This window comes from Methylobacterium bullatum (assembly GCF_014845095.1).
GTDB classification, from domain to species: domain Bacteria; phylum Pseudomonadota; class Alphaproteobacteria; order Rhizobiales; family Beijerinckiaceae; genus Methylobacterium; species Methylobacterium bullatum.
Map to the genome: position 1 here is coordinate 1 of NZ_NKUG01000138.1, position 26,049 is coordinate 26,049.

At 63.1% G+C, this 26,049-nt stretch carries 32 protein-coding genes, 1 tRNA gene and 1 pseudogene; 10 read left to right on the forward strand and 24 right to left on the reverse strand.

What is annotated here, in order from left to right:
* The first annotated feature begins 106 nt into the window (after positions 1–106).
* Together MBTS_RS18385 and zwf are read left to right on the forward strand one after the other, a co-directional pair.
* Positions 107–1,543 (forward strand): efflux transporter outer membrane subunit, encoded by a 1,437-nt coding sequence (locus MBTS_RS18385; RefSeq protein WP_192216185.1) that lies wholly within the window; start codon positions 107–109, stop codon positions 1,541–1,543.
* A gap of 108 nt (positions 1,544–1,651) precedes the next feature.
* Positions 1,652–3,175 (forward strand): glucose-6-phosphate dehydrogenase, encoded by a 1,524-nt coding sequence (zwf, locus tag MBTS_RS18390; RefSeq protein ID WP_192216186.1) that lies wholly within the window; start codon positions 1,652–1,654, stop codon positions 3,173–3,175.
* Positions 3,176–3,222: 47 nt separating this feature from the next.
* Here zwf and yacG read toward each other — a convergent pair whose 3' ends face one another.
* Complete coding sequence (yacG, locus tag MBTS_RS18395; RefSeq protein ID WP_056149216.1) at positions 3,223–3,417, reverse strand: DNA gyrase inhibitor YacG; 195 nt, start codon at positions 3,415–3,417, stop codon at positions 3,223–3,225.
* Complete coding sequence (locus tag MBTS_RS18400) at positions 3,414–4,061, reverse strand: Maf-like protein (protein WP_192216212.1); 648 nt, start codon at positions 4,059–4,061, stop codon at positions 3,414–3,416. The genes yacG and MBTS_RS18400 overlap by 4 nt, the downstream gene beginning before the upstream one ends.
* A 288-nt stretch (positions 4,062–4,349) precedes the next feature.
* Between MBTS_RS18400 and MBTS_RS18405 the strand changes: the two genes are divergently transcribed.
* A tRNA-Gly gene (locus MBTS_RS18405) sits at positions 4,350–4,424 on the forward strand.
* 87 nt (positions 4,425–4,511) lie between these two features.
* Here MBTS_RS18405 and MBTS_RS18410 read toward each other — a convergent pair.
* From MBTS_RS18410 to MBTS_RS18430, 5 genes are all read right to left on the reverse strand, one after another.
* Positions 4,512–5,735 carry a site-specific integrase gene (locus tag MBTS_RS18410; protein ID WP_192216187.1) on the reverse strand — a complete coding sequence of 408 codons (1,224 nt, stop codon included), beginning with the start codon at positions 5,733–5,735 and terminating at the stop codon, positions 4,512–4,514.
* A complete protein-coding gene (locus MBTS_RS18415; RefSeq protein WP_308444973.1) occupies positions 5,725–5,925 on the reverse strand; it encodes a hypothetical protein in 201 nt (66 codons plus the stop codon). The genes MBTS_RS18410 and MBTS_RS18415 overlap by 11 nt, the downstream gene beginning before the upstream one ends.
* A gap of 53 nt (positions 5,926–5,978) precedes the next feature.
* A complete protein-coding gene (locus MBTS_RS18420; RefSeq protein WP_192216189.1) occupies positions 5,979–6,485 on the reverse strand; it encodes a hypothetical protein in 507 nt (168 codons plus the stop codon).
* Between the two features lie 78 nt (positions 6,486–6,563).
* Entirely contained in the window at positions 6,564–6,812 is a 249-nt protein-coding gene (locus tag MBTS_RS18425) for a hypothetical protein (RefSeq protein WP_192216190.1), read from the reverse strand.
* A 1-nt stretch (position 6,813) separates the two neighbouring features.
* A complete protein-coding gene (locus MBTS_RS18430; RefSeq protein WP_192216191.1) occupies positions 6,814–7,347 on the reverse strand; it encodes a hypothetical protein in 534 nt (177 codons plus the stop codon).
* A gap of 580 nt (positions 7,348–7,927) precedes the next feature.
* On the opposite strand from MBTS_RS18430, the gene MBTS_RS18435 reads away from it, so the two are divergent.
* The 5 genes from MBTS_RS18435 to MBTS_RS18455 all read left to right on the forward strand — a co-directional run bounded on the left by MBTS_RS18435 (position 7,928) and on the right by MBTS_RS18455 (position 10,774).
* Positions 7,928–8,263, forward strand: coding sequence for a hypothetical protein (locus tag MBTS_RS18435; RefSeq protein WP_238253694.1), 336 nt, complete (start codon positions 7,928–7,930; stop codon positions 8,261–8,263).
* 326 nt (positions 8,264–8,589) lie between these two features.
* The gene (locus MBTS_RS18440) at positions 8,590–8,826 is read left to right on the forward strand and encodes a hypothetical protein (protein WP_192216193.1); all 237 of its coding nucleotides are present in this window, start codon (positions 8,590–8,592) and stop codon (positions 8,824–8,826) included.
* Positions 8,827–8,828: 2 nt separating this feature from the next.
* The gene (locus MBTS_RS18445; RefSeq protein WP_210322863.1) at positions 8,829–9,071 is read left to right on the forward strand and encodes a hypothetical protein; all 243 of its coding nucleotides are present in this window, start codon (positions 8,829–8,831) and stop codon (positions 9,069–9,071) included.
* A 124-nt stretch (positions 9,072–9,195) separates the two neighbouring features.
* A complete protein-coding gene (locus tag MBTS_RS18450; protein ID WP_192216194.1) occupies positions 9,196–9,678 on the forward strand; it encodes a PH domain-containing protein in 483 nt (160 codons plus the stop codon).
* A 1-nt stretch (position 9,679) separates the two neighbouring features.
* Positions 9,680–10,774 (forward strand): hypothetical protein, encoded by a 1,095-nt coding sequence (locus tag MBTS_RS18455; protein ID WP_192216195.1) that lies wholly within the window; start codon positions 9,680–9,682, stop codon positions 10,772–10,774.
* 110 nt (positions 10,775–10,884) lie between these two features.
* On the opposite strand, the gene MBTS_RS18460 is transcribed toward MBTS_RS18455, so the two are convergent.
* Together MBTS_RS18460 and MBTS_RS23865 are read right to left on the reverse strand one after the other, a co-directional pair.
* Positions 10,885–11,208, reverse strand: coding sequence for a hypothetical protein (locus MBTS_RS18460; protein WP_192216196.1), 324 nt, complete (start codon positions 11,206–11,208; stop codon positions 10,885–10,887).
* A 1,666-nt stretch (positions 11,209–12,874) separates the two neighbouring features.
* A pseudogene (locus MBTS_RS23865) lies at positions 12,875–13,068 on the reverse strand (IS1595 family transposase); the annotation flags it as partial.
* A 113-nt stretch (positions 13,069–13,181) separates the two neighbouring features.
* Between MBTS_RS23865 and MBTS_RS18465 the strand changes: the two are divergent.
* Complete coding sequence (locus MBTS_RS18465; RefSeq protein ID WP_192216197.1) at positions 13,182–13,559, forward strand: DUF4440 domain-containing protein; 378 nt, start codon at positions 13,182–13,184, stop codon at positions 13,557–13,559.
* 78 nt (positions 13,560–13,637) lie between these two features.
* On the opposite strand, the gene MBTS_RS18470 is transcribed toward MBTS_RS18465, so the two are convergent.
* The 12 genes from MBTS_RS18470 to MBTS_RS18525 form a co-directional block, all read right to left on the reverse strand.
* Complete coding sequence (locus MBTS_RS18470; protein ID WP_192216198.1) at positions 13,638–14,114, reverse strand: hypothetical protein; 477 nt, start codon at positions 14,112–14,114, stop codon at positions 13,638–13,640.
* Positions 14,098–14,745, reverse strand: a complete 648-nt coding sequence (locus MBTS_RS18475) for a hypothetical protein (protein ID WP_192216199.1) — start codon at positions 14,743–14,745, stop codon at positions 14,098–14,100. The genes MBTS_RS18470 and MBTS_RS18475 overlap by 17 nt, the downstream gene beginning before the upstream one ends.
* Positions 14,746–14,890: 145 nt before the next feature.
* Positions 14,891–15,109 carry a hypothetical protein gene (locus tag MBTS_RS18480; RefSeq protein ID WP_192216200.1) on the reverse strand — a complete coding sequence of 73 codons (219 nt, stop codon included), beginning with the start codon at positions 15,107–15,109 and terminating at the stop codon, positions 14,891–14,893.
* A gap of 12 nt (positions 15,110–15,121) precedes the next feature.
* Positions 15,122–16,393 carry a phage major capsid protein gene (locus MBTS_RS18485; RefSeq protein ID WP_192216201.1) on the reverse strand — a complete coding sequence of 424 codons (1,272 nt, stop codon included), beginning with the start codon at positions 16,391–16,393 and terminating at the stop codon, positions 15,122–15,124.
* Positions 16,390–17,085, reverse strand: a complete 696-nt coding sequence (locus MBTS_RS18490) for an HK97 family phage prohead protease (RefSeq protein ID WP_192216202.1) — start codon at positions 17,083–17,085, stop codon at positions 16,390–16,392. The genes MBTS_RS18485 and MBTS_RS18490 overlap by 4 nt, the downstream gene beginning before the upstream one ends.
* Before the next feature lie 197 nt (positions 17,086–17,282).
* A complete protein-coding gene (locus MBTS_RS18495; protein ID WP_192216203.1) occupies positions 17,283–17,567 on the reverse strand; it encodes a hypothetical protein in 285 nt (94 codons plus the stop codon).
* A 121-nt stretch (positions 17,568–17,688) separates the two neighbouring features.
* Entirely contained in the window at positions 17,689–18,108 is a 420-nt protein-coding gene (locus tag MBTS_RS18500; RefSeq protein WP_192216204.1) for a hypothetical protein, read from the reverse strand.
* Positions 18,105–18,482, reverse strand: coding sequence for a hypothetical protein (locus MBTS_RS18505; RefSeq protein WP_192216205.1), 378 nt, complete (start codon positions 18,480–18,482; stop codon positions 18,105–18,107). The genes MBTS_RS18500 and MBTS_RS18505 overlap by 4 nt, the downstream gene beginning before the upstream one ends.
* A 221-nt stretch (positions 18,483–18,703) precedes the next feature.
* Positions 18,704–20,116, reverse strand: coding sequence for a phage/plasmid primase, P4 family (locus MBTS_RS18510; protein WP_192216206.1), 1,413 nt, complete (start codon positions 20,114–20,116; stop codon positions 18,704–18,706).
* Positions 20,100–20,957, reverse strand: a complete 858-nt coding sequence (locus MBTS_RS18515) for a bifunctional DNA primase/polymerase (protein WP_192216207.1) — start codon at positions 20,955–20,957, stop codon at positions 20,100–20,102. The genes MBTS_RS18510 and MBTS_RS18515 overlap by 17 nt, the downstream gene beginning before the upstream one ends.
* Positions 20,954–21,337 carry a hypothetical protein gene (locus tag MBTS_RS18520; RefSeq protein WP_192216208.1) on the reverse strand — a complete coding sequence of 128 codons (384 nt, stop codon included), beginning with the start codon at positions 21,335–21,337 and terminating at the stop codon, positions 20,954–20,956. The genes MBTS_RS18515 and MBTS_RS18520 overlap by 4 nt, the downstream gene beginning before the upstream one ends.
* The gene (locus MBTS_RS18525) at positions 21,334–21,549 is read right to left on the reverse strand and encodes a hypothetical protein (protein WP_192216209.1); all 216 of its coding nucleotides are present in this window, start codon (positions 21,547–21,549) and stop codon (positions 21,334–21,336) included. The genes MBTS_RS18520 and MBTS_RS18525 overlap by 4 nt, the downstream gene beginning before the upstream one ends.
* Positions 21,550–21,946: 397 nt before the next feature.
* Between MBTS_RS18525 and MBTS_RS18530 the strand changes: the two genes are divergently transcribed.
* Positions 21,947–22,672: a hypothetical protein gene (locus tag MBTS_RS18530; RefSeq protein WP_238253699.1), complete on the forward strand. Its 726-nt coding sequence runs from the start codon at positions 21,947–21,949 to the stop codon at positions 22,670–22,672.
* 241 nt (positions 22,673–22,913) lie between these two features.
* Here the strand turns inward: MBTS_RS18530 and MBTS_RS18535 are convergent, their stop codons facing one another.
* From MBTS_RS18535 to MBTS_RS18545, 3 genes are all read right to left on the reverse strand, one after another.
* Positions 22,914–23,351, reverse strand: coding sequence for a hypothetical protein (locus MBTS_RS18535; RefSeq protein ID WP_147833161.1), 438 nt, complete (start codon positions 23,349–23,351; stop codon positions 22,914–22,916).
* 139 nt (positions 23,352–23,490) lie between these two features.
* The gene (locus MBTS_RS18540; protein ID WP_192216210.1) at positions 23,491–25,479 is read right to left on the reverse strand and encodes a DUF4139 domain-containing protein; all 1,989 of its coding nucleotides are present in this window, start codon (positions 25,477–25,479) and stop codon (positions 23,491–23,493) included.
* A gap of 11 nt (positions 25,480–25,490) precedes the next feature.
* Positions 25,491–25,973 (reverse strand): lysozyme inhibitor LprI family protein, encoded by a 483-nt coding sequence (locus tag MBTS_RS18545; RefSeq protein ID WP_192216211.1) that lies wholly within the window; start codon positions 25,971–25,973, stop codon positions 25,491–25,493.
* Between the last annotated feature and the right edge of the window lie 76 nt (positions 25,974–26,049).

Consider the following 26,049-nt stretch of genomic DNA (forward strand, 5'->3'; position numbering starts at 1 on the left):
CTCCCGACCCTCGCTGACGCGAGGGCCACCCTCCCCCGCAAGGGGGGGAGGGAAGGGGCGTTGGTGCCTGCCCCTCCTCGCCCTCGCGACAACCCTCTCCGGCTGCATGGTCGGGCCCGATTACTCGCGCCCGTCCGTGGAGACGCCGCTGGCGTTCAAGCAGGGGGGGATGCGCGAGGACAGCGTGGCCCATGTCGCCACGCGGAAGGGGTGGCGCGCGGCGCAGCCCAATGACGGGGCCGAGCGCGGCGATTGGTGGCGCGTGTTCCGCGATCCCGCCCTCGACCGGCTGATCCGCCTCGTCGACGTGGACAACCAGAACCTGCGCGTCTCCCTGGCCTCCTACGACCAGGCGCGCGGCCTCGTCGCCCAGGCGCGCTCGGCGCTCTACCCCACCGTCATCGGCGCGCCGACGATCACGCGCTCGCGGACGCTCGGCACCGAGCGCACCTCGGTCTCGCTCCAGGCCCAGGCCTCGTGGGAACTCGACCTGTTCGGCCGCATCCGGCGCAACATCGAGAGCGAGGTGGCCAACGCCCAGGCGAGCGCGGCGGACCTGGCGGCGGTGCGCCTCGCGATCCAGTCCGAGGTCGCCACGAACTATTACAGTCTGCGCTACCAGGACTCGCTCCAGCGCCTGCTGAACGAAACGGTGGAGGCCTACAAAAAAAGCCTCGCCATCACCGAGAACCAGTACAATGCCGGCGTGGCGGCTCGCTCCGACGTGATCACGGCGCAGACGCAGGTGCAGTCGACCCAGGCCCAGGCCATCGCGGTGGGCCTGCAGCGCGCGACCTTCGAACACGCCATCGCGACGCTGATCGGGCGCCCGCCCTCCGAATTGTCCCTGCCGAAGGGGAGCCTGCCGAAGTCGCCGCCGGCGGTTCCGGTGGGCATCCCCTCCGCCCTGCTGGAGCGGCGGCCGGACATCGCGCAGGCCGAGCGCAGCGTCCAGTCCCAGAGCGAGCAGATCGGCGTCGCCGTGGCGGCCTTCTACCCGACCCTGGTCCTCTCGGGCTCGGGCGGCGTCTCGGGGCTGACCAGCAACGGTGTGTTCTCGGCGGCCAACCAGGTCTGGTCGGTGGCCGCGGCCGGCAGCGAGACCCTGCTCGATGGCGGCGCCCGCACCGCCGCCGTGCAGATCGCGAGAGCCGCCTACGACGCCACGGTGGCGACCTACCGCCAGACCGTGCTCACCGCCTTCGCCGAGGTGGAGAACGGGCTCGCCGGCGTGCGCATCCTCGCCCGCCAGCAGGCGGCGCAGGAGGAGGCGGTGGCCTCCGCCCGCCGTGCCGTGGAGATCACCCTCAACGAGTACCGCGCGGGCACGCAGAACTTCACCACGGTCATCACCGCCCAGGCGCTGGAACTCAACAACGAGGTGACCGCGCTGCAGGTGCGGCTCAACCGCTTCACCACGGCGGTGACCCTCATCCGGGCGCTGGGCGGCGGCTGGGACGTGCGCAGCCTGCCGACCCCCGACGAGCTCAAGGGCGACCGCCTGCCGATCGACCGGGGCCAAGCCGTCCGCACGGACGAATAAGTCCGTCCGCACGGACGAGTGATCGCTGCCTTGCACCATCCGTCGGAACGGCGCAGGGCATCGGCGGTTTGACCGGCGTTGCCGTCGATGCCCGGAGTGCCCCGTCCCATGACCCATCCCGATGCCACAGTGAACGACGGCAAGCAGCCCCGCGCCAACGACGAGGTCAGGACGGCGCCGGCATGCACCCTCGTCATCTTCGGGGCGGCCGGCGACTTGACGAAGCGCCTGCTGATGCCGGCCCTCTACAACCTCGCCTCGGACGGCCTGCTAGCGGATGGGCTCAAGATCGTCGGGGTCGACCACAACGACCGCACGAGCGAGCAATGGCGCGACGACCTCTCGCAGACCATGCAGTCCTTCACCGAGGACCACACCTCCGAATTCCATCCGGACTCCATCGATCCCGGCCATTGGGGCTTCATCCGTGAGCGCCTGACCTTCACCAAGGGAGATTTCGAAGCGGCGGAGACCTATCGGCGGCTCGCCCGGGACATCGGCGGCAACGCGATCTTCTATCTCGCCGTCTCCGCCCGCTTCTTCGGCCCGGTGGTGGACCAGCTCGGCGCCGCCGGCCTGCTGAAGGAGGGGGAGGGCGCCTTCCGCCGCGTGGTGATCGAGAAGCCGTTCGGCACCGATCTCGCCTCGGCGCGCGCCCTCAACGCCCGCATCCTGAACCAGGCCGACGAGAGTCAGGTGTTCCGCATCGACCACTTCCTCGGCAAGGAGACGGTGCAGAGCATCCTGGCGCTGCGCTTCGCCAACGCCATGCTGGAGCCGATCTGGAACGCCCGCCACATCGACCACGTGCAGATCACCGCCGCCGAGACCATCGGCGTGGAGCAGCGCGGCGGCTTCTACGAGCCCACCGGTGCGCTGCGCGACATGGTGCCGAACCACCTGTTCCAGCTCCTGTCCATGGTGGCGATGGAGCCGCCCGGCAGTTTCGATGCGGAGGACATCCGCAACGAGAAGGCGCGGATTCTGGAGGCCGTGCGGCCGGCGACGCCGGACCGGGCGGTGCGCGGCCAGTATGCGCCCGGCGAAGAGCAGGGGAATGCCGTGCGGGGCTACCGCGAGGAGGCCGACGTCTCGGCCGATTCCCGCACCGAGACCTACGCGGCCCTGACGCTCACCATCGACAACCCGCGCTGGGCCGGCGTGCCGTTCTACCTGCGCACCGGCAAGCGCCTGACGGGGCGCCTCACCGAGATCGCCGTGCATTTCAAGCCGCCGAGTCACGGCCTGTTCGCGGGCACCGCTCTCGCGCCGAACGTCATGCACCTCCACATCGACCCGGACCAGGGGCTGAGCACCCAGTGGAACGCCAAGCGGCCGGGGCCGGACATGCGCCTCGGCGCGGTCACCTCCTCCGTGCGGTTCGGCGATTTCTTCGCCGAGGCGCCGAGCGTCGGCTACGAGACCCTGATCTACGATTGCATGGTCGGCGACCCGACCTTGTTTCAGCGGGCCGACGCCATCGAGGCGGGCTGGGCCGCCGTCGATCCCCTCATCCAGGCCTGGAGGGATGCTCCGGTAGAGACCTATGCGGCGGGCAGCGACGGACCCGCGGGGGCGGAGGCCCTGCTCGCCCGCGACGGGCGGGCCTGGCTACCCCTCGCGGAGGTGTGAGGCTCGCGCGTCAGGACCTGTTTGAGATGTTCTTCCGAGGCTTCCCCTCAGGATGAGTGCGGCGGGGCCTCGTCCTCGGTTTCGTCCTCGTCGGTAGGGATCGCATAGCGGTCGGTGAGCCAGCGGCCGAGGTCGATATCGGCGCAGCGGGTCGAGCAGAAGGGCTGGAACTCCGCCTGCGCGGGCTTGGCGCAGACCGGGCACGGCTCCGGCTTGCGTTTGGGGGGAACGGTCCCGCTCATGCCATCGCCCCCCAGGCTTGCCGCACGGGAAAGCCCTCGCCGTCGAGGAGGTTGATCGTCTCGTAGAGCGGCAGGCCGACCACGGCGCTATACGAGCCGACGAGCTTGACCACGAAGGAACCGGCAAGGCCCTGGATGGCGTACCCGCCGGCCTTGCCCCGCCACTCGTCCGAGGCGATGTAGCTTTCGATGTCGCGGCCGGAGAGGCGCTTGAACCGCACCCGCGTCTCCACCACGCGCTCGCGGCGGTTGCCCTTGGGGGAGAGCACGCACACGGCCGTATAGACGCGATGCTGGCGCCCGGAGAGCAGGCGCAGGCAATCCGTGGCCTCGTCGGCCAGTTCCGCCTTCGGCAGGACGCGCCGGCCCACGGCCACCACCGTATCGGCCGAGACGATGTAGCTGTCGCGCATGTCGTCGCGACGTCGGGCGGCGTCCCCCGCCACGTCGAGCTTGGTCCGGGCGAGGCGCCGGGCGAGTTCGCGCGGTGCTTCAGACGTGTTGGGGGTTTCGTCGATATCGGCGGGCAGCAGGGCGTCGGGTTCGAGGCCCGCCTGCTGGAGCAGCGCCAGCCGGCGCGGCGAGGCCGAGGCGAGAACGAGACGAGGGCCGAGGCGGGGCGACCCGCCGGAGGCGTCGTTCATCGTGGCGTGCGTGCCGCCCTGCGCGGAGGAGATATCCATCGGTGCTTTTTGACAATCCGCATGCTGGGGATGGGCGCCGTGCCGAAGGGGCGAGCCGACCCGGTCGCGCGATGGGCCGGATCAATGGGCCGGACCGGCCTATACGCTATCGGAAAGCCCGCCCCTTGGGAACGTGAACCCTCGCGGCACGCCGCGACGAGACCGTGGACAAAGCGGGCCGCTCTGATATGGTCCGCCCCGCTGGAGGGCCGGAACTCGCCTGTCGAGACCGTTTCCGTCTGTCGGCACGCGGGCGTAGTTCAGTGGTAGAACGTCAGCTTCCCAAGCTGAATGTCGTCGGTTCGATCCCGATCGCCCGCTCCAACTAACTCGTTGAAGCTTCAGCTTTTCTAACCCTCTACCGCTGATCTCGCGTTCCCCATGTTCCCCGTCGCGTTCCCCAAGGCCTGTTCAGGCCCCGTTCTTCACGGCTCGATGCGCGACCCGAAGATTCGCTACCGCCCGTGATTTTCCGACCGCGCCGCGCGAGTAGCGCTGCGTTGTCGAAGTCTGTGCATGCGCCGCGGCCGACCGGATGTGGTCTAGATCCGCGCCTGCATCCTCAGCTTCCGTGATGGCTCCCGCCCTGGCGTCCATGTTCCAGACATGGTCCGGCACACCCGCGGCCTTCGCGACGATTCGCCATTCGCGCCCGTATGCGGACTCGGCGAAGGGACGGCCGGCCATCTCGTCGAGGATCAGCGGGCCGACGCGGCGATCAGTTGGCACCTTGTCCAGCAAAGCCACCACGAGGGGGCAGAGCTTCAGGTCGTGTGCGGCGAAGGCGCCCGTCTTCGTCGTTGCCTTCCTCACCACGAGGTCGGCCGCGATATCGGACCACGTCAGGCCATTCACCCACCGGCGCCCGTTCAGGACGATTCCTGTGGCCGCCTCGCCTACAGGGATGGGCTCCCATTCGCCGATGACGTCCTTCTGACGCATCGCCGTCTCGAACTGGATGGCGGTCCCCAGCGCCAGGGATAGCCGGCCCATCTCAAGCGCCTTGGCTATGAAAGCCTCGGCATGGCTCAGCTCCATCGACACCCGGCGTCGAGCCGGCTGCGAGAAGCGGGCATGCTGCAGAACGTCGTAGAGGCGCTTGCACTCGGGAAGCTCAGCCATAATGCCGAATGCCAGCATCTCACGGAGCTTCTTGATGATTCCGTAGGCACGTCGCACACGCTCGGGCCCACCCGGCTCCTTCGGCTTCTTGGCCGCGCCATACCACCGATAGAAATCGTCGATCTTCAGGGCTGCAAGCGACCGCGTGCCGAATGCCTTCTCGATGAGCACAAGGGTGTAGGTGTCCTTGTGGCGGGTCGAGTGCTTCAGCCGCTTGAATGGGCTGGCCTCGTCCGTCTGGTAGCGTCGAGAGAGACCAAGGATCGTTCCGTCGAACCGGTTGAGCTCCCGCTTCCGTCCCGACGACCATTCCAGCATCTCGGCCTGAAACCGCATGCAGGCCGCGGAGATCAGATTGCGGTGGCTTTCGTCGTCCCCTGTGTAGGGAAGGCGGACGGTCTCCGGCCGGTAGCCGGCTTTCACGAGATCAGCACGGGCGACCCAGTAGAGGATATCCGGTCCGGACTTGCGCTTCCGGCGCTTCAGTCCGGGTGCGTTCGAATCAGAGGGCATTGAGGTTCTCCAACCCGTCGGGCGACATCGCCGCGGCGGCAGAGAGACCATAGCGCCGGTTCCAGTAGGCCAGCACTGCAGGCCAGTACCTGGCGCCCATCATCGGATCGATTCGGGGAAGACCATCACGTTCGAGGATGATCGCTTTTGCCGCCCATTCGGTCGGATCCTGGCTGAGGCGGCGTGCCACCTCGGCTTCACAAGGGAATAAGCCCTGATCCTGTTGAGGACGGCGCCGCATTGTCAGTCCTTGACCTTCACAACACGCCACAGCGGCTGCCCAGCCCGCTCAAGGATGGTTTTGGCTAACCTACGGAGATTGAGGATCACGGCCGCAGGTGCAGCGTCATCGGATGCAAAGTAGGCATCGACGGCATTCTGAAAGTCGTGTCGCTCGCCATCCCACACCAAGTACCAGCGGTCGAAATTCGGTGGCATTCGAACGGGAGGCTCCGAGGCTAAACCTTCGGCATCGTCGACTGCACCATCAAGGGTCGCCAGTGCCATCACAATGATCGCGGATGCGCTGTCGGCAATCGCGGCGCTCGCACCCGGGGGCACTTTGAAGGCAGAGAGGGTCTGCATCACCAATAGCTTTGCAAGTGCGCGAGCATCCCGACGTTCGTGCCCGGTACCCGACTTGGAGTCGTGTTCTGCGCGGCGGAAGTTACGCTGCTGTGCTGTAGTCACACCGGTGATGGATTCCGTCCCACTTGCGGAGAAGGTCACCGCCTCGAAGCTGATCGTCACGACAAATCCTTAAAGCGTGTAGCCATACACGAATATGGCACGTATCCACATTCGTGTAAAGCTGCACGATTTGGGAAATCAGCGTTCGAAGTCTCGATCCCCACCTCTCGCCCAAACGATCTGACATGGACCACCGATAGGAGCCGCAAGCGAGGGCTCACCATCTGCATCCGGCTCAAGGTCAGCATCACCGTCGGCCTCATCGAGAAGCGCCACGATGCGGTCGACGATATCGAGGGCGAGCTCGGCCAGGCGCTCGAACTCCTCGCGTGGGATGGTTGTGGCCTGGATCCGGCGAGAGGCCGGGAAGCGAACGACGTTGGTCATGTCAGGCCACCTCGGGCGCGAGGACAGCGAGTTGGTCGCAGTTCTCTGACAGATAGCGACTCGCTCCGAAGCGCACGCGGTCCAGGCCAAACATCGTGCAGAGGGCAGCTGTGACCGAGAACAGGCATCGTTCTGCTTGTTCGCCGGCTGCCGAGCAGATGGCATGGTTCGAGCCATTGGACGCCAAATCAACAGCGGACGCAGCTACAGCAAGCTGCGCTAACATGCCGGCCGGGGACGTGGCCCGCGCGAAGCTGATGGCAGTCTCAAGATCGTCGATCTTCCGGAAATAGTAGTCCTCCATGGGTTGGAGGATTGCGCGGTTCTCTGGTGTGGTTTCGTCGTCCAGTTTGTCCCGAAGGTCCCATACCTTCGCCAGCATTTCGCCGAGCCGGCCGGCGGCGCAGATCTCCAGTCGAGGTGCGATTCTGGGCGAGGCCTCCAGGATGGAAGTGACTGATTGTCTCGATGTCTCGGCGCGCTGGCGGAGGTTTGGCGTCTGGTCGCCGGAGGCGATCTTTCGAGCGGTGCTCATGTCATCCTCCCCTCAAGCCAGATGCACGAAGCCGTAGGCGAGCACGCCCCCGGCGATGATGAGGACGGCCGAGACGAGATCACCAGCCATGTCGAGAAAGCGAGGAGCGCGGACGTGGTCCGTGTCGGGTCGGTCTGCGCGGATGACGGGCCAATGCTCTCCCGCCTCGTTCTGTGGAGCCTCGAGCTCTGGGAATGGACGAGCGTATGCCGCTGCAAAAGGCGAGCGAGAGCGTTCACCGGCGGGAGCCGATGCTGTAGAATTTCGGATAGCCATGATGCGTCGTGCCTCGACGTGAGTGGTTAGGGCCGGTTGGAAGCTTGCACCCTTCCTTCCGGCCTGTTTTTGTGATTAAATGTAGTTATATATCGTGTCAACTACATTTAATGGACGCAATGGGCAGGCCTCCGACATCTACCCCCAAGAGCTTGCCGGTTTCGCTCCGGCTCCCTCCAGAGGTGAAGGCAGCAGCCGAGACTGCAGCCAGGGAGGATACGCGGTCTTTGTCGAGCTTCCTCGAGAAGCTGCTCACCGAGCACCTGAAGGTGAAGGGCTACCTGAAATGAGCGGGGAGGCACACGTGCAGCCGGACGCATCTGTTGAGGACAAGGCGGCCCGCATCATCGCGGCGAACGTCTATTACGCCTTCCGAGGCCAAGGGACGACGCTGATAGATCCTTCTCACGAGGGTACACTCCTTGCCCGTCTCGTTGAGGCAATCCGGCCGGAGATTGGTGGATCGGCAGAAGCGATGATCACAGCGATTAACACGGTGCTGTTGGAGTGGGAGGAAGGCAGCGAGGAGGCGCCCAGTCCCCGTGTCCGATCAATTAATCTGGCTGACGGTTCCGTTTCCATGGAACGCACCACAGGCGACGAGCTCACTCACTCACCCCAAGGGCGAGACGATGTCTGAGGACGCTCAGAAGCTCGGCATCCTCGTTGGCCTCTACGAGCTGGCTATTGGGCGCCTGTTTGAATCCGTACCAGGGGGCGGCGAGGCGAAGCGCCTTTTCGTTGAGGACGTCCGCCAGCTCTTAGACAACACGAACGAGCTTCAGCCTCACTCGCCAGCCGCTGAAACCTACGAGGCACTGCTTAGGCGCCTGGGTGCAGCCGGACCGGATGCTACTGGGGGCCTTGGGGTCGTGCCTACGCCAGAGCGGGGCCTCCCCCCATCAGGCTCGGGCGAGTAGGTGACGGCAATCCTCCACTGGCAGCTTCCGCAACAGGAGAGTTCCTATGACCGACAGCAAAGACGGTTCTCAGGACCGCAAGGACACCAAGGCAGCCAAGGCTGCCGAGCGGGCGGATCTGGCGGGCCAGGTCTGGGAGGAAGTCAAAGTCCGTGAGACAGCGCGAGACGATCAGATCGTTCGTCTGAAGGCGCAGCGCCTGGAGCGGGATGCAGTGGACGCCGCAGCGATTGCCACTGACGCCGCGAGCAAGGGCAGTCGCAACACCAAGCGAGGAGGCTAGCCGTGTCGATCCCAGATCGCGAGATTGAGGATTCACCGCTCGGCGGTCCTATCACCCGTGATAGCCACACGGTGACGGTTCACATCTATCGGTTTGCCGGCACAGAGGATGAATGGACGCTGGAGGTTGTCGGACTGGATAGCAGCCACATCGTGTGGGACGAGACGTTCGAGACTGACCTAGACGCCTACGAGGCGTTTGAACGCGCGGTAGCCGAGGACGGCATCCGATCTTTTAGAGGATAAGCCAGCAGGTCACTAGTCAGACGTCGGTTTACCCATGCATCGCACGATATTTCGAATGAAATAAAAGGTGATTTCCAGTTAGTAAGCAGCGACATCAACTCGCTAGTCTTCAAGGGCATTAGGAATGGCATACAGCTTTGATGTTGTTTCCCCTGTTAAGCGAATGGTCAAAAATGTTTTAAGAGTTCAGTTCAAGCGTGACTATGATGAGGAGCCAATATGGGGCACCCGTCGATCCATGCGCGACATTTTATATAATCCATTGTACATGATGGCATACATGCTTGCGGTGCCACTATTTGGCGCCGGGGTTATCTTGTTAATCGTTAAATACTTCGAGCGTAGGAGCACTGTTTACGTTTTAACTAATAAAAGGCTGTTCTTATCGAAGGGGGTGTTCAGCCAAACCCATGACGAAATAGAAATCTCTCGCATAAGAGACACCAGGTCGCATCAAACCGTATTTGAGAGACTTATTGGGGTCGGTTCTATCTACGTCAGTTCTTACGACAGAACTGGAAACATAGTAATGAAAAGCATCGAGGATCCGCATTATAAAAGAGATCAGATAAGAGAAGCAGCAAACGATCTTAGGGACAATTATTGACATGATGAAAATCGATCTCGGGTCCATCAATTCTAAGAATAGGGCTCTATGGGTTCTGCTTGCTGCGATCGTTGCCGCGCTAGTTATCTCTACGATTCTATGGAGCGTCGTGGTCAAAAAACCCAGATATATTCCTTCTTCATACAAGCTTGATATGAAACTATATAATGCTGCCATCGAAGAAAAGGCGGCAGCAAACAGAGCGTACGATAAAGCAGTCGTTCAAGCGAAGTTGGATTTAGAGAACCTGCATAATCGCATTATGGGACGTGTTGATAGCAATTTTCTTGACTGGTACTTTGGATATTTTTCTAGTCGATGGAATAAGCTAATCTATGGAATCAACAAAACCAAAGGCTACGTTGTTCAATCTGAGGATCCAGACAAATTATTTAAGGCAGGGCTAGAGGCCTCGTTTGGCATTAGAGTTATGTCTCGGGAGCAAATGGATCTTGAGTTTGAAAACATAACCACTCGGTTTGTTAAATCCTTTAATGATAGTCTAACTAAAGAATTGAACGGCGCCCCACGTCTGCCCTTGATTTCAGTCGAATACGTCTCAAATGCAAGCGCAAGGGATGTGAACTCAGCAATTATAATTAATGGAGGTGAGAATTACTTGACGAATTTGCAGGGGTTCACGCCCACAATATCGAATATTAATGGATGGGATGGTGAAGCTCGGGCTAAGTTTAGAGCTCATGGAATAAACTCTTTAATAAAGGAGCTATGGCAGATCGGCTCAGATCCCAGGACTTATGACAGTATGCGCTCGACCATGAACCGCCTGTCATCTGTGAGATGGTCAGCGTCCATACCAAGCATGGAGAAGGCTGCCAACATGCTTCCACACCCGGCGCTCAAAGCTGGCGGCGCTGTGGCGGTCACAGTCATTGGTGATGCCATCGAGCATAGCTATTCAGTGGAAATTGAAAGACCACTATTTAGACAAAGGATCGAATCAGCGCTCCGTGCATATCAAGCTAATCAGTTGTCGCCATCCGGCAGGCTTGGTTCTGTGCTTTTGAGTACACGCTTTAGGTACTGCGAGCGACCGGCGAAGGAGTTGTTTTTGATTGCGAGTAGTGGAAGCTAGAATCGGATGAGGAACGCAGGGCGTGCAAGAAAAAACCGGTTGAGATTTTTCCTAATTTAGAGCGCATGGCGGAAATAGCTTGCGCGGGCAGATGTAATTAAGCAGTTTCATCAAGGGGTAAACAGCCACCAGAGAAGTAAAAATAGCCCGATCCACATGAAGAAAAACGCTCCAAGCATAGTTTCAAGTTCGCCTCCCATAAATCCACCTTCGGCGACCATGGCGAAAACAATTAACAAGCCCACGGTCAACACAAGGGCAGTAACCGCAGCGCTTTTTGCGGACAACGAAAAAAGCATGGTCCAAGGATTGGCAGCCATAGGTATTGCTGGCACTGCAGTGATTGCAGTAGCGGTGGGAGCTGATGCTCCGCTATGCTGGTACAAATAGAGCACAATCATCCCAAAAATGAAACTAAGAATGATCTTACCCACTTATGTTCTCCGACTGCGTATGTTTAGGATAAAGTACCATCAGGAGTGCATGGCAGATCAAGCTGGGAATTGCTAGGCTTCAAGGTGGCCTAGTTTCGGCGGGGCCTTGGTCAATGTCGCAGAACGTGATGCGGCCAAGTCTGGTCAAAAGTGAGAGTCTGAGAGACCGAGCGTGACGATTGAGTGTTCGACTGAAGGTTCGCTCTGCGCTTGCCGCGCTGCGAGCCTAAGGTTCGCGAGCAAGCGGATGGAATGAGCATGATGGATTGGAACGAAAGGGTTCAGGCTGTGCTCGACCATTTCGGAGAGCGAAAGCGGAAGTTCACGGTCGATGAGTGCCTAAAGTTGATCGACTTTTTCGCTCAGAAGGGTACCGCCACGGAAACCGAGATGCAGAGCCACGGGTCCCCCGATTTCGTTGCGACCATCTTGGGTCACGTCACAACCGCTGTTCACGGCGCCGGCAGGGTTCCCCCGGAGAATGGTTGGTATCGTCACAGGTCCACCGGCGAGGGCTACATCATAGATCCCGGCTTTGCGGAAGCCTGGCTGGCGACCATTCCGAGGCGCGCACGCTAGGTCTCTGGGCAGAGGCGACCGCACTCGAAATGACGCAGTGAGAGCGAGGTGTGGAATGAGAGTGCTAGTTGAAAACGCGAACGGAGCCGTGCTCGACGTCGGCATCGAAGACAACGTTTTGTTGCCGCTGGATACAGACGAGCGCGCCGCAGCCTTTGAGGCATTAAGCGGCGCGCTCGCCTTACTCGCTGGGATTACGCCGCGCGACGCCAGGGGAGCCGAGCCGGGTCAATACTCGACAGCCACCCGACAATCCGCTTGTCGCCGTAAACTCGGTGCCGATTTGCGCCTAGTATAGCGGTAGGCAACCCGTATTGACGCTCGAAGGCCTTCCACGTCTGCTCGCGTTGAGAGGGGCTGTCTAGTATGTGATCGGCAACACAGACCACAACAAGGTTCATACCCTGCTCGCGAACGAAGGCGATATCATGTGCCATTGCTTCGCCCTCCTTTATGCGAGGCCAAGGATATTGACGTAGGCTGCGACAACGCGCGTATCAGGATGTAATCGACCCTTGAGGACATCGTTGACACGTCCAGGATTGACATCATAATCTGATGCTATTCTGTTCTGGAACTCTCCGTTCCAGTGCCGCAACCAAACCTGCACTGCATCTTCGGGGGAAAGCCGACGCGAGGGTCGGCGTATATTAACCGTCATCATTATAGACCTCTATTGAGGCCCTGATCCAGTTGACAGGAAGGCGCTCACGCATACTATGCGCGATGGTGATTACGCCTCCGCAACCTTCACAGGGCCTTGCGGATCAATGGGGAGCCGAGGCCTGCCAGCCTCGGCTTTTCCCGTTTTTGCTCGCCAGTATGGCAAGCAAAAGAATTGTCCCCTGAATCGAACTTCATTGCAATAGGGGCGGGTCGTCAAATGCCCTTCAAATCGCATTGGAGGCCCCTCAGGCGGTCACGGAGACAAAGCCCCCGCTCCACCTCTCCTTTAATTAGATCGCCAGCCAGCGGGCTTTTAAATCGGCTTCCATGATATATTCACTTTCTGTTTCTTCGCTTCATTCATCGCTTTAAAATTCTCTCATTCCTCAATTCGCGTTCACCAATTGGTTTCGCCATTCGCTCACGGTCGGCGCCCCTGCCAATACCCTTTCCAAGCCCGACTGACGGGCGACGCCATCGTCAGGCGAATCGTCTGAGAGAAGGCCATGCCGTCCGGGGGGCGACGATTGTCCTCCTTCCAAGGGCCTCGGCGGCGTACTGGTGGAGGTAGCGGGCGGTGACGAAGTGGTGCTGGCCCGACACCATGCGGCGCAGGTAGAAGCGAGCGACGTACAAATGCCTGCGGCCGTCCCTTCAAGCGCTGGTGCGCCCGGAACGATACCCGCTCCGCAATCTTCTCTGACAGACAGAAGACCACGGAGAGCACAATGGACGACGATCGCGTTTGGTCTTTCGAGAAGAGCCTCTGGACCGGTGGGGCGGACCATTACCGTGAGCTGGTCGACGACGAATGCCTGATGGTGCTGCCGCATCCGCCCTTCGTGCTGAGCGGTTCGCAGGCTATCGAGGCGGTAGCCGACACTCCCCGCTGGTCTGGAGTCGATTTTTCGAACGGGCAGATCGCCCGTCCGCAGGAAGGGCTGATCGTCATCGCCTATCATGCGAAGGCCTCGCGAGACGGCGAGACATATGAGGCGCACTGCACCTCGACCTATCGCCGGCTGTCTCCCGAGGTCTGGCGTGTGATCCAGCATCAGCAGACGCCCCCGCTGGTCGGCTCCACGGCTGAAAAAACGGCTGAATAGGAAAGCTGCTGCCGAGCACCCTACGTCACCGCCTCAGTCTTTGCTGGGGCGGTATCCAAACCCTTAGACGCGGTAGAGCTACGGTAGGGTCTGCACCCTGCCGAAGGCGTTCGTCCAGAGCCTTCCGCCTCTTAGAACCGGACTGGTGATCGCTGCCGCCGCTGCCGCCTGCGTGGCCACGCCGGCTCCGATGCTCAGCGCTTCCAGCAAACCGAGGGCGTAGTATTGCCCTGCCGCGACAGCCGCGACCGTCAGGGCAATGGTGAGCACGCTCTTCAAAGCGTCGCCTTGGGGGACGATTCGAATGAGGACGTGCATCCCAGCCTTGGCGCGGACGCGGTGCCAATTCTGGACTTCGACAACATGGCCGTCGATCGTCACACGGATGTAGCCAGGGCCAAGCTCGCGAGCTGCTGGCAGCGTCTCGTCCACCATCTCGGCGATGGACTGGCCCGGTAGAACAGTGAGCTTCACGCGATCCCGTGTGGGATCAAGCATGTGCGGGATCGCGAGAACCTGGATCGTGTTCGGCGCGCTCTCAAGCTGCATCAGCATGCACTCCCACGATCGGCTCGTCCCAGCGGTGAACGATGCGGGTCGAGATGCCGTCTCGCGTCACGCTGGTAAGCTGGACGAAACCGCCAATGATGGCCTCCGGGTGCCGGCGCTGCATCTCGATGGCCCGCACGCCCCAACGGGCCGGATCGAGCTCGTCGCCGGACGTGACGTCGCCGTAGGCCTCATGGAACTCCGTCTGGATCTCCGGGGTGCTCGGCCAAAGCGAGCAATCGCCGTGGGTGAGCGCGACCCATGGTTCGGCGATCCGCTCGCAGGTGGTGACGCTGAAGGCGTCGGGTCCGGTCGTCTCGGAGATACCGGCCACGACGAGCAGCACTTCTGGCGTCCCCTCGCCGATGAACACGTGAGACGTCTCCACGACGGCCTTGTGAAGCAGGGTCGGCGCCCACTGCTTCAGCTCGTCGTAGGTGGTCACCGAGAGAAGCAGGTTCGACAGGATCAGCGGTGACCACATCAGGCTGCCACTCGTCGCGATGACCGCGTTGAGATGCGGGACCGGGAATGCCTTGCAGGTGCTGGCCGCGTAGCGCGAACCGTCCCGACAAGTGGCCCCATCGGTCAGCATATGAACCGAGTCGCTCTGCTTGATGACGTTGATGGCTGTCATGGATCGCCTCGCCCTCTCACGTGAATGGAATTGCCGGCCACGCCTCCCTAAGGCAAAGAGGCCGCCGGCTGTCGGGGTTGTCACGGACACTCACCGACTTGTCCGCCGCCGGACTGACCCCGCACGAACGGGTCCGGCAGTAGCGTTACGCGGGACGTTGGCGCCGTCCGCGTGATTTCTGAGCGTCCGGCTCCGGTTCGGACGGCACGGGCTCCGGCGCGGCGTCCTCGAAGGTCACCAGGCCATTGCCTCGCAACTCCAGGGCTCGCGAGCGGGAGACGGGATAGGCGCCGTGGTGCGGTTCCTTGAGGTCCATGCCTTCGAGGTAGGTTCGCACCGGCTGGACGGTCACTTCATCGGCCATGATCGCTCCCCCTTACGCCAGCGAGGCGGTGAGGCTGCCGGTGACGAAGGACGCCGGACGCTTCACGGTGAAGGCCAGTCGCTCCTCAGCCCGCAGAGTGATGAGGTTGCGACGGAAGTTGTCGCCATCCTCCGACGAGGCCAGCACCTCGACGCCCATCCGGTCGAAGATCTGTGCCTGTGTCTTGAACGGGCCGACAAGGAAGGTGCCCTTCGGCATCCGGTTCGTGGTCGCCACGGGCGTCTGCCAGATGCGCTGAAGGACCGACGCCTCGAAGGGCGAGTTGCCGATGTAGCGACCCTGAGTGTCCTTCATGGCCTGAAGCATCCGCCAATCGACAGCGTTCAGGACCATGCCGTCCACTTTCCAGTTCAGCGCCTCGACCTGTGCGATGGCCTGGATCAGAACGTCGAGCGGCGAGCCCATCGCATTCGTCCACTGCTTCACGAAGGCACTGGCCTGCGGGACGAGACCGAGAAGGTTCTGGCCCGTGCCGTCGCCGAACAGGAGCTGCGCATCCTCGACGTCAGCGAGGCCGGCACGCGCCTCCGCGTCAATGGTGGCGGCGAGGGCCGGAGCATCGTCGAGAATCTGACGAGTGGCGAGGAAGTAATGCGCCAGCGTGCGAACCGGCGCCGTGACCTCCTCGAATGCCAGGTCGGATTGCGGCTTCAGCGCGCCTTCCGCGACCATGGCCGCGCCGACGGTGCGGCTGGTCATCCGGGGATAGCTGACGGCATTCGAATTCGTCGTGCCGGGCGCCACGAGGTCGCGAACCGTGAACTGATTCCACGGGAGCATCGAGATATCGTTGACCCGCTGGTCCCGTTGAACGAGCGAGCCGCCGGAGGCCGTCACGCTGGTGATGTTCTTGTGCTCGATCTCAGTCGAGGCGACTTCGGCGCGGAAGCGCTGGCCCTGCCGATCGCGATGGCCCTCGGCGCTCTTGTACTCGTCGCTCTCGACAAAACGCTGGCCCCAGGACTTCGGAGCGGCAAGGCCACCGCCACCACCGCGGCGTGCTGCCTTCTGTTCGGCATCCGCAATGCGGGCGTCCATGTCGCGGAGGCTTTCCCTCACCTCACCGATCTGAGCCTCGGTCTTGCCCAGGCGCTCGTCAGCCTTGGTGAACAGTCCCTTGGTCTCGGTGTGGTTGGTGTCGAGGCGCTGCATCACCGCGGCGCCCAGATTTTCCGGGTTGTCGAAGGCGATGCGGAAGCGGCCGATGGTGTTGGCGGCCAGGAAGGCGGCGGAACCGCCGGCCAGGGGGATGTGACGGTTCATCGGTTCAAACCTTTCAGGTCGAGGAGATTGCGGTCGAGCGCCTTCACGAGGTCGCGCAACACGGGGTCTTCGGAGGGTTCGACTTCGCCGGAGAGTGCGGCCCAGCCGCCGGCCACGATCTGCCGGGCTGCTGCCTTGGACAGACCGCTCTTGCGGAGCAGGCTTTCGAGGTCACCACGGTCGGCGAGTTTCACGGCCTCGACGCGGGCGAGCGCATTGGACGGCTCGTCTACGATCGAGACCTCATGGAGGTGGACGGACTTCAGGAGACGACGGGGTTCGCGCGCTGATTTGCCGAAGGTCGCCCCGTTCGGAGCGATTCGGTAGCCAATGGACAGACCGGAGATCGCTCCATCCTTCACGCGCTCGAAGTAGTGCCGGCCTTTGTCGGTATTCATGCCGGAGATGCGGCCGCGAACATGCAAGCCCTTGGTGTCCTCCGCCATGGTCTTCCACACGCCGACCGCCCGCTCGCCACCCATTTCCGGGATGCCATGGTTGAAGTGCATTGGGACGGGTGGAAGACCCTTGTGGGCGCGATCTTCCAAAGTCTGCCGGAAGGCGCCGGCCGCCACGGCATCGCCATGACTGTCGACATTGCCGAAGAACGAGCCGTAGCCTTCGAACTCGCCGAGGTCGGCGTCGGTCGCGAACTTGATTTCGAGCGGGGCTGATAGGGTTTCGAGGTCCATCGATCACCTTCGTGGATCAAAGCGACGGACACAGCAGACAGACCGCCGGAAGCGGTGTCGGTAGGTGTCCAGTTCAGCCTTGCCGCCTAGCGTCCGCCAGTGCGCCGAAGGTGTCTCGTCGAAGCTGCTCCGTGCCACACAGTGACAGCCAAATCGATCGATGACACCTAAAGCATTACGGCAAGCCATAGGTTCCGTCAATGATGGCGATTGCGAGAAGTAGCGTCTTTGTTGCGAGCCATTCCCTGAAGCTCAGGGGAAATGTTTGCGAGAGAAGTACCTGCGGTGAGGAGCCGAACGGCAGTCTTCGCAATGCCTTCCACGTCCAGCATCAGGCTGGAAGCAACAACGAGGGCCATCTCACCGACGTCGGCGGGCTGAGCACCAGCCTCGACGAGCTCGCGGAGCTTGTCGCGGATGGCTTCCTGCAGCGGTTCGGTACGCAGATCTTCGTGGAGGGACGCCAAGGCATGGTCGGACATGATCGTTCCTTTGGGGAGGGGAGGGGGAAAAGGATCGGTCGACTGGGGCCAGGACCGCATGGGGAGCGGCGTTCGCACCGCGAGTGAATTCCAAACAAAAAGTTGCGGGCGATTCCTCTGCTTATGACGGCGTAGGGGGCCTCGCCGTGCGAAACCTGCCGGTGCCACTAGGATGGAGAAGGTCGTCCCACCCACCACTGGCAGCCTTCTCAGCGGCGAGTGCTGCCGCGGCCTTCTTGCCCAGCGGCGGCGCGGGCGGGCTAATCAGCCGAAGATCCTGCGCCAGTCTCCGGCTCGTTGCAGTTGTCGCCTCGATGGCTCGGACGATCTTCAGGTAGCTGTTCGGAAACTCGGCCTTCGCCGCTCGATCGCGGAGCTCGACCAACCTCAGCCGGGCCAAGACGTAATCGGCCACGGTGTCGAGTTCCGCCTCCGAAACGGGCGTGCCGAGGCTCGAACGGGCCGCGATCACCCTGCGAAACTCGCGCTTCTCCGCCCGTTTCATCCATGTCGGCGGGCACAGTGCTGCCTTGGCAGTCATGGCATTCCCCTCTGCGAAAGATGGAAAATTCGGTGGACGGTCGGCGGGACGTCCTGACCGAGACCCAGGCGAAAACCGTCAGCAGCAAAAAAATCTGCGCGTGCGATCCCATGCGGTAGCGCGGTCTTAAGGCTGAGAACTTTGACGTGCCCCCATCCGGTCGCGCTCAACGATCCGTAAACCAATCTCGCGACAAGTCTGGCCGGCGGGTACTTCAGCCCTGCATTGGCAAAGGGAGAAACCGCATGCTCAAAGGCACGACTGAGCCAGGCTACGTGAACCGCAATGACCAGATGGTGCTGCGGAAAACTGACGAGCCGGGCACGGATCACCTTCAGAAGGTCTACGTGCTGCGGTGCCTTGAGTGCGAGCACGAGTACGGCGCCAATGGATCTGACATCCACGCACGCCGCTGCCCAGCTTGCGACAGTGGCCGCCCTGGCCTGGCCTATGCTGCGTGACCTCTGCTGCGAGCCGGGCCCCACCAACCACTGCACCCCGAAGACGGTGAGGCGGGATGGGGCGGGTTGTCCGATTACCTTCCATACGCGGGCGCGCCTGTGCGTGCAGTACGGACGACTAGCCTCAAGCCGCCTCATCGCTCCGCCTCATGTGCTGGGAGTGGCCTGACCTCGACGCCTTCGAATCCTCGGGCGCGGCCACCGACACCGGTCGGGACGTTCTTGTTCTTCTTGAAGCCGAGCTTATCGAGCCGCTCACCGAAGCTCGTTTGTGTACCGGTCGGTTCGTTGTTGGACCGGGCGTACTCAGTCCACGATGCGAACAGTTCGGACGTGGTGGCCTTCCGATAAGGATTGGCTTTGTCCACGATGCAGCGGTCATCCAGCCACTGGCTGAATGTGTCCTGCGCGGTGAAATACTCGTCGGTGGCGTCCTTCACGACTTCCGGCCGAACCAGCCGGTTGGCCTGCCAATCCAGGCATCCCTCGATCATCCATCGCAGGATCGCCGGCCACTCAGCCTGCAGCTTCTCCTCCAACCTCGGATCGGGCACCGCGGGCTTGAACAGGAAGGGGAGCAGATTGAAGCGGCGCCGGGCGGCGTCATCCACGCTCGACAGGCCGGGTTTGTTGTTGCCGATGATGAGGAGCTTCAGGACAGGCGTGAACTCGAACTCGTCCTGGCGCATGTAGCGGGCACGCATGACGTCGCCGCCGGTGAGCTGCTTGATCCGGCTCTCGGCCCATTGCCGGCCCTGCTCGGTCTCGGATGCCGTGACCAGGCGAGCGCCACGCAACGCTGCGATCTCGGTCGGGTGCCGATCGTGCTTGGCCGCCGTGAACGTCTCCATGGCGGCGTTCAGGGCATAGTCCCGCAGGATGCCGGCAAGGACGTGGATCAGCACGCCCTTACCGTTGCCGCCACCACCGAAGGCGAAGCACAGGGCCTGCTCGCTGGTGTCACCGGTAAGGCAGTACCCAGCCCATTGCTGGATGAACCGGATGTAGCCCGCATCGCCCTGCGTGACGTCCTGCAGGAACTGCAGCCAGGTCGGGCAATGCGGGGCTTCCGCCGGGGTGACCGCAGTCAGCTTCGTGATGCGGTCGTTCCGATCGGCGGGACGTAGCTCGCCCGTCTTCAGGTTGACCGTGCCGCCAGGCGTACCCAACAGCCAGGGATCACGGTCCCAGCCTTCGATCGTTACCGCAAAGACAGGATCGGATCGACAGAACCGCTCTACGCCACCGGCAAAGCTCGTCTTCGATGCGATGAAGCGGGTCTTCGGATCCTCATCAGCACACAGCTCGCGGGCGAGCTCACGCGCCCCCTGGAAGGCCTTGCCCTGACGGTTCGGCACCCAGGCCGCTCCGGTCCACTCATGCCATTTGCCGGTGTCGTGGCAGAACAGGAGCTCGCCGGCATAACGCTCGGCGAAGGTACGGGCGGCATGGTCCTCGGTGAGGAGGTCACCGTTGGTGCCGGGGCGGGCGGTCCGGGTCTGCTCAAAATCGAACAGGCGATAGATATCGTCAGCGCCGGCCGTCATTGCGCGCCTCCCTGCGTCTGAGTTCGGTTCGGGCAATCGAGCCGACGGTCTTCGTCACCTCTTCCGGCCTCATCGGCGGCACGCACCGGACTATGTTCCAGGCCTGGACGAGCTGATGGGCCACTTCCGGATCGACGTAGCGGCGGAGCAGATGGCCGGTGAGGCTGGTCAGCGACTTGTTGCGATCGCCCTGAGTGACGCCCTCGGTGACGAGCTTGCGCCAGTAGGAGGGATCACGGCCGGTGCCCGCCTTGGGCTGCGCCAGCGCCGCCACCATCCAGGCCGGCATCGGAGCCGGCGGCACCTCGTCGGGGTGATGATCCACCGACCACTCGTAGGAACGTCCGGAGGCATGGAGGCTCGACGGGGCGACGATGTACCCACCGATGCCGCGGATATCGAGACCGGGGGCGAGGTCGCCGGCAGAGTTGCGGATCTCGACGCCGACGGGCGGCCGGAAGAAGATATGCTGACCACCGCCGCCGGTGATGGAGCGGCAGGTCTCCGGTAGGGGGCCGTGCTCGGCCTCCAGCACGTCCAGGCTCTCGTCTCCGCCGTGCCGCGGATCGACGTCGAGGACGATGGCCGCGCCCGTCACCAAACCGATGTTGGCGTAGGGCGCGGTGGTGAACCAGCGACGAACGATCTGCTCCTCGTTCGTCGCGTTCGTCAGGCCACGCGGGGCCAGCTTCGCCATCGGATGCTTGCCGGCGTCGGTGCAATCGGACTTCCCGCAGGTGCAAACGAGCCGGCCATCGGGAGCGGGCCGCATCCCATGGAGCGGGAAGACCCGGCCGCCGCGGTTGGCGAGATAGAGGGCGGCTTCGAGGCGATCGCTCATGGCAGCGCCTCCATCGCCTTACGGAGGCTCGTCTCGATCACCGCATCCCGATTCGTGCGCCCACGCTCGTAGACCCAGAGGCAGACGTCCTCCGGCGCGTCGCAGTCGAGATCGGCAAGCCCGATCGTGAAGACCCGGCAGCGGACGCCCTTCCGGATCTGCCGGACTGACGTGTACCAGCGCATTCCCGGCGTCAGGACGTTGCCGGGATGGAGCAGCCGGATGATCTCGACCTCGGCCACGGAAGAGACGCGGATGCGATGGTTCCGATCTGGCCGGCGCTCGAAGAACCGGGCGTCGGACACGATGCTGGGCTCATTGTCGGCGGCGAGGCGCTTAAGGCGCCGCTGGCCGGCGCGGGGAAGGCGGGCGATGCTCATGCGGCGCCTCCCTGCAGGAAGGCACGCACCTCATCCGGCCGACGGAAGAGGGCAGTGACCGTGCCGTCCCGGTCAATCAATGCCACCAGACGACTTGCCAGCGCAGGGCGCGGGGCGGTATTGTTCAGTTCGAGGTTTTTACCCGAGACCTTCCGTTTAGCGCCGTTGCGGGCCTTCACCCCCGCGACGGCGTTCTTCGTTTTTGCACCCACGACATGTTCCTTTCGTCGCTGTGCGACGAGGAACAAGGTTTAACGAAATCAATGGCCTACCAAGGCTTCCCAAGCTGAATGTCGTCGGTTCGATCCCGATCGCCCGCTCCACTCCTTTTCCCAGCGTAGACAGGCGCTTGGGCTCTCAGGCTGGTATCGTCCGAACCCCCTTGATCCAGCCTGATCCCAGACGAAGGCCGCATTAGACGCCTCGCGAGGCAGGAAAACGCCCCCGACGTGTCAAACGATTCCCGGATCGGACATCTTGAATCGTTTTACATGTTGGCCGGCCGGAGCGGCCCTTTCGCTTTCAGGCCCCAGCTGGCAGCCTTCCGGTAAGGACGACACCCTTCTCTGTCGACGGCGCGCTGCCCGGGCGGCCGGCTGGCCCGATCCGATGGCGGCGCTGCACAACGTCGAGCGGGCAATTGGCGGCCAGCCGTCACCGCTACCGCCGGGCCGCCGGATCGCCGCGGTCTGGTATACGACGGACATCGATTGCGGCCTGCCGCATGAGCAGGTGCAAGGGGTCGAGACGGCACTTCCGGAAATCGAGAGCTGCCTGCCACGTTCGGCCGCGATGGCAAACCGGGGGGGCTTGCAGGATGTGAACGTGACGCGGGGCCTCTTCTGGCTCGTGGCGACGGCCGTCTGGATCGCGCTCGTTGCCTGGATGACCTGGGCGAACGTGTCGGACACGGTGCGGGGGCGTTACCAGTTCACCGTCGAGATGCGGGAAGGCGTCTCCAATCCTTTCGAGACGGAGAACATGTCCAAGCCGTTCTTGGAGGTCTTCCGGAAGCCATCCGAGGGTAAGCATCCGCCGCGGTTCGACCGGATCAAGTACCGATACCAGGACGGATTCGATGCGTCGGTGAAGTCGGACCCCATGCTCTTCGTCGACTTTCCCGACGACACTCCTCTCTACGCGAACACGGCCTTCGACAAGGCGGAGCAGGATCTGGTTGCCAGGAACTTCCGGGGCCGGCGCTGGCAGCGGCGGCTGGATGCCCTCGGCGGGCAGGCGGGTCTCCTACGGCTCACCCTGGTGCCGCCGCTCCTGCTCCTGGCGATCTGGTTCGCCGGCCGGTGGATCGTGTCCGGGTTCAGGCGAGCGGCCTAGGGAAGGCCTCCGCCTTCACCTTGTGGAGGAGTCCATCGCCAAGTGCATGGCGGCGCGGCCTTCCTGGTGCTTGCCCCCCATTGCAGGAACCAGCGCTTCACACCGGCCTGGACGTCGGCGGTGATGACGTCGGATCCCCGGAGCGCGATCAAGGGCATGCCGCCGTCGAAGGACGCATGGAACATCGCGATCATGGCCTTGGCCAGGGCCACAAGCCCACACCGCTAAAGACTTCTGCAGATCATTTCTTGTCGACACAGGTCGAGCCGCATGAGGAATCGTACTTTTCCAGCATCGCTCTCAACAATTCGCCCTGCGAGACGCCATGTTCGATTGCGACCCGGTTGACGAGGCGAAGCGCTCGCTGGGTCGGAGACCGATCCGCTGCCATGAAGCTCTCAAAATCCCGGCCGATGCGATAGCCGATGAGCGCGCCGATCCCCCCGCTGACGCCGACGGCTATCAGGATGCCGATCTTGAGGTTGATCGACCAGGTCGTGAGGATCGCGCTCATGAACGAGGAGCCTTTGGTTTGTGGAGCGTGACATGCCGTTCCGGGTGCAACGACGTCGGCGTGCTGCGAAATGCCTTGAGAGATCGGACAATCGAGCGCGTCACGTCTTTGGACGGTATGGTCAGGAGACCGGCGGCTCTTCGCCGGCCAGACGTTCAGACCCAAGAATGTCCGGATCTTTTGAGCGTTTCTCGCCGAACTCCTGCTGCACCGTCGAGATCGGATGGGTAGGCCCGGCGATCGACAATTTTGCGAGATGCACCAAACCGGCATCGGTTCGGCCATGCCGCGCAGGAATACGCGCCTACAATTTCGAGATCAGGGCGCGAAGGCGCTCCTGCGCGAGTTTGAGACGACTTTCGGCCTTGGATCGAGCCTCGCCGAGGCTGGTGAATTCGTCTTCCTGCGTGCTCAACTGAGCGAGATACCTCCGGGCAAGTTCGCTGTCTTTGGGAACTGCACCGAGGTTGCTGCGAATGCGCTCCTGCTCTGTGCTCACTTTCGCGATCCGGTCATTGATCTCCGTGATCTCACGGGCAACGGCTTCGCTGTCGGAGTGGGCATTTGAAAGCGTTTTCAAAGTGTCCGCCAGCTTCGCGTCGCCGGCAAGGGAACTCCAATGCAGGAGCATCGACGCGTCGGCGTCGACGAGCGCGTAAGTCTCGACGTGGAGGCGTTCCAGCACCGCCTGAACCTCGGCCGTACCCGCGGCGGGAACCGAGACCTTCAACCGATAGGCCGTCGGGGTCTCGGTATCGAGCGCCGCGGACGTGAAGGTCCAGCCGCTGCGGCGTGGATGCTCGATCACGACGGTGCGCGGTGCGTCCTGAGCGCCTTTCACCGTGTAGCTCGTCACTTCGCGCGATCGTGTCTTGGCCCGGACCGCTCCGTCGACGACCGTAATCTCCGTCAGTACCTGGTTCGGCTGCGTTTCGGCCTGGACGCGGACTTTCCGATCAACGGCGAAGGCGGCAAAACGCTGTTCGCCGACGGGAGTCGCGGGCAGCCGCGCATCGCCGACATAGCCGAGCTTGCCGTCGTAGATCGTCATGATGCCCGGCGGCAGCGTCGCCGCGGATCCGTTGCGGATCATCAGAACTGCGGTCGGGTGGACGCCCTGTCCGGGTTTCCAGAGCGCGATCCGCGCGGCCTCGATCTCGGTGTCGAGGATGGGCACGGACAATGTGCGGCCGACTCCCAGATCGACGGGGTGGGGGAGCGTGAAGTTCGCCGCCACATCCCCTTCCGTCGCGTCGGCAGCCGCCGCGGCCGGCGCGGCCTCGTAGCGCGCATCCGGTAATGACAGTCGGTCCATTCGCGAAATCGGAGCCGGGCGGGGAGGCGAGGGGGCAGCGATCCCGTCGTCCTGGAACGCCCGCGCGGAGGCCCTGGGCGCGACCGTACCGGGATCGAGGTCGGGCAAACCGACCTCGTCGATCGGAAGCGGGGCCTCCGGACGCTGGCGCCAATAGCGGCGATGCAGACGCTGCCGGAGCGCCACCGGCGATCCGGACGAGAGGGTGACGGCAACCCCCTTCCAATCCTCGCCCAGGGCGTTCTCGATGATCGCCCAGGCCTGAAGGTTCGCCCGCCCGCTTCCGCCATCGACGAGCCGATAGCTCGTCTTCCACACGGGCGCGGGAACCACATAGGTGAGACGCACCTCGCGCTTGCCGGTGCCGACCAGGGCGATCTCGACGCGGCGGGCACCGTCGGCCTTGGCCTTACCGGCCACGTCGACCACCTTCGCGATCCTGTCGACCATGGCGGGATCCCGGATCGTCACCGTGACGCCGTCCTCGACCTTCACGGATTCCAAGGTGCCGGCCTCCGTCAGGACGGAGAGCACGCGCACCGTTCCGGTGTCGGATCCGGCGTCCCGCGTGGACAGGCCGAGCACGCGCCCTTCCAGCACCCGCCCGGAACTCTCGATCCTGATCTTGACCCCCTGCAGCTTGCCCGCGAGCTGCGCGGAAGACGAGAGATCGTCTGCGGTGAAGGGCGCCGAGCGCAGGATCTCCTCGACCTGATCCTCCGCGTCCAGCCGAATGGCGCCGACCGAGCCTGCGGGGTCGCGCACCACGAGGCTCTTGAGGATGTCGTCGATCTGATCGGCCTGGACGTCGATCGCGATCGTGGTGTCGCCCTCGACGGACCGGGCCACGGTGACCTCGGCGAGTCCGCCGCTCGACAGCGTGACGTCCCGAATGCCGCCCGACGCCGCCATGAGAGGCGGTGCCGTGGCGAGCATGAGCATCAGGCTTCCGGCCAGCATCAATTGATAGGTCACCATCGCTACCTCCTTTATCCGGTCACGGGTTCCCGCAGGCCCGCCTCGTTCGAATACCGTCTTGTCGTCGGCGTTCCGCGTGACGGTGCCGGAGTCGTTGCTCCAGGTTCCGGCAAGGCCGTCCTCGGGGGGATGCGCAGACTGCGCAAGACGGTCACGCGCCCTGCGATCTCTCCCAGCAGCAGCGCCGCCGGATCCTTGGCACCGAAGCCGAAGACGCGCTCCCGGGCGGCGAGAAAGCGCCTCTCGTCCACGGCAAGGCGCGCAGCCGCCGCGCTCAAGGTGCGGCGGCGGTCCTGATAGACGTCTGTGAGCTCGGCGTCGGCCTGCGCCGGCGGGACGCTCGCGCAGATCGCTTTCTCGACCTGCGAGGCGGCCTTCGTGCAATCGAAGGACGGTTTCGCGGGCGCCGCCAAGGCCACGGATGGCGCCGGCACGGCCAAGGCCGCACCGACGGCAAGGGCCTTCGTTCCGATCGACATCTCCTTCAGGCGCATAGTCGTCTGGTCTCTTTCCGGAACGGGAATCGGCCTACGATCCCTTAGAGCTGAGGCATGGCGGGCGGGCGGGCAG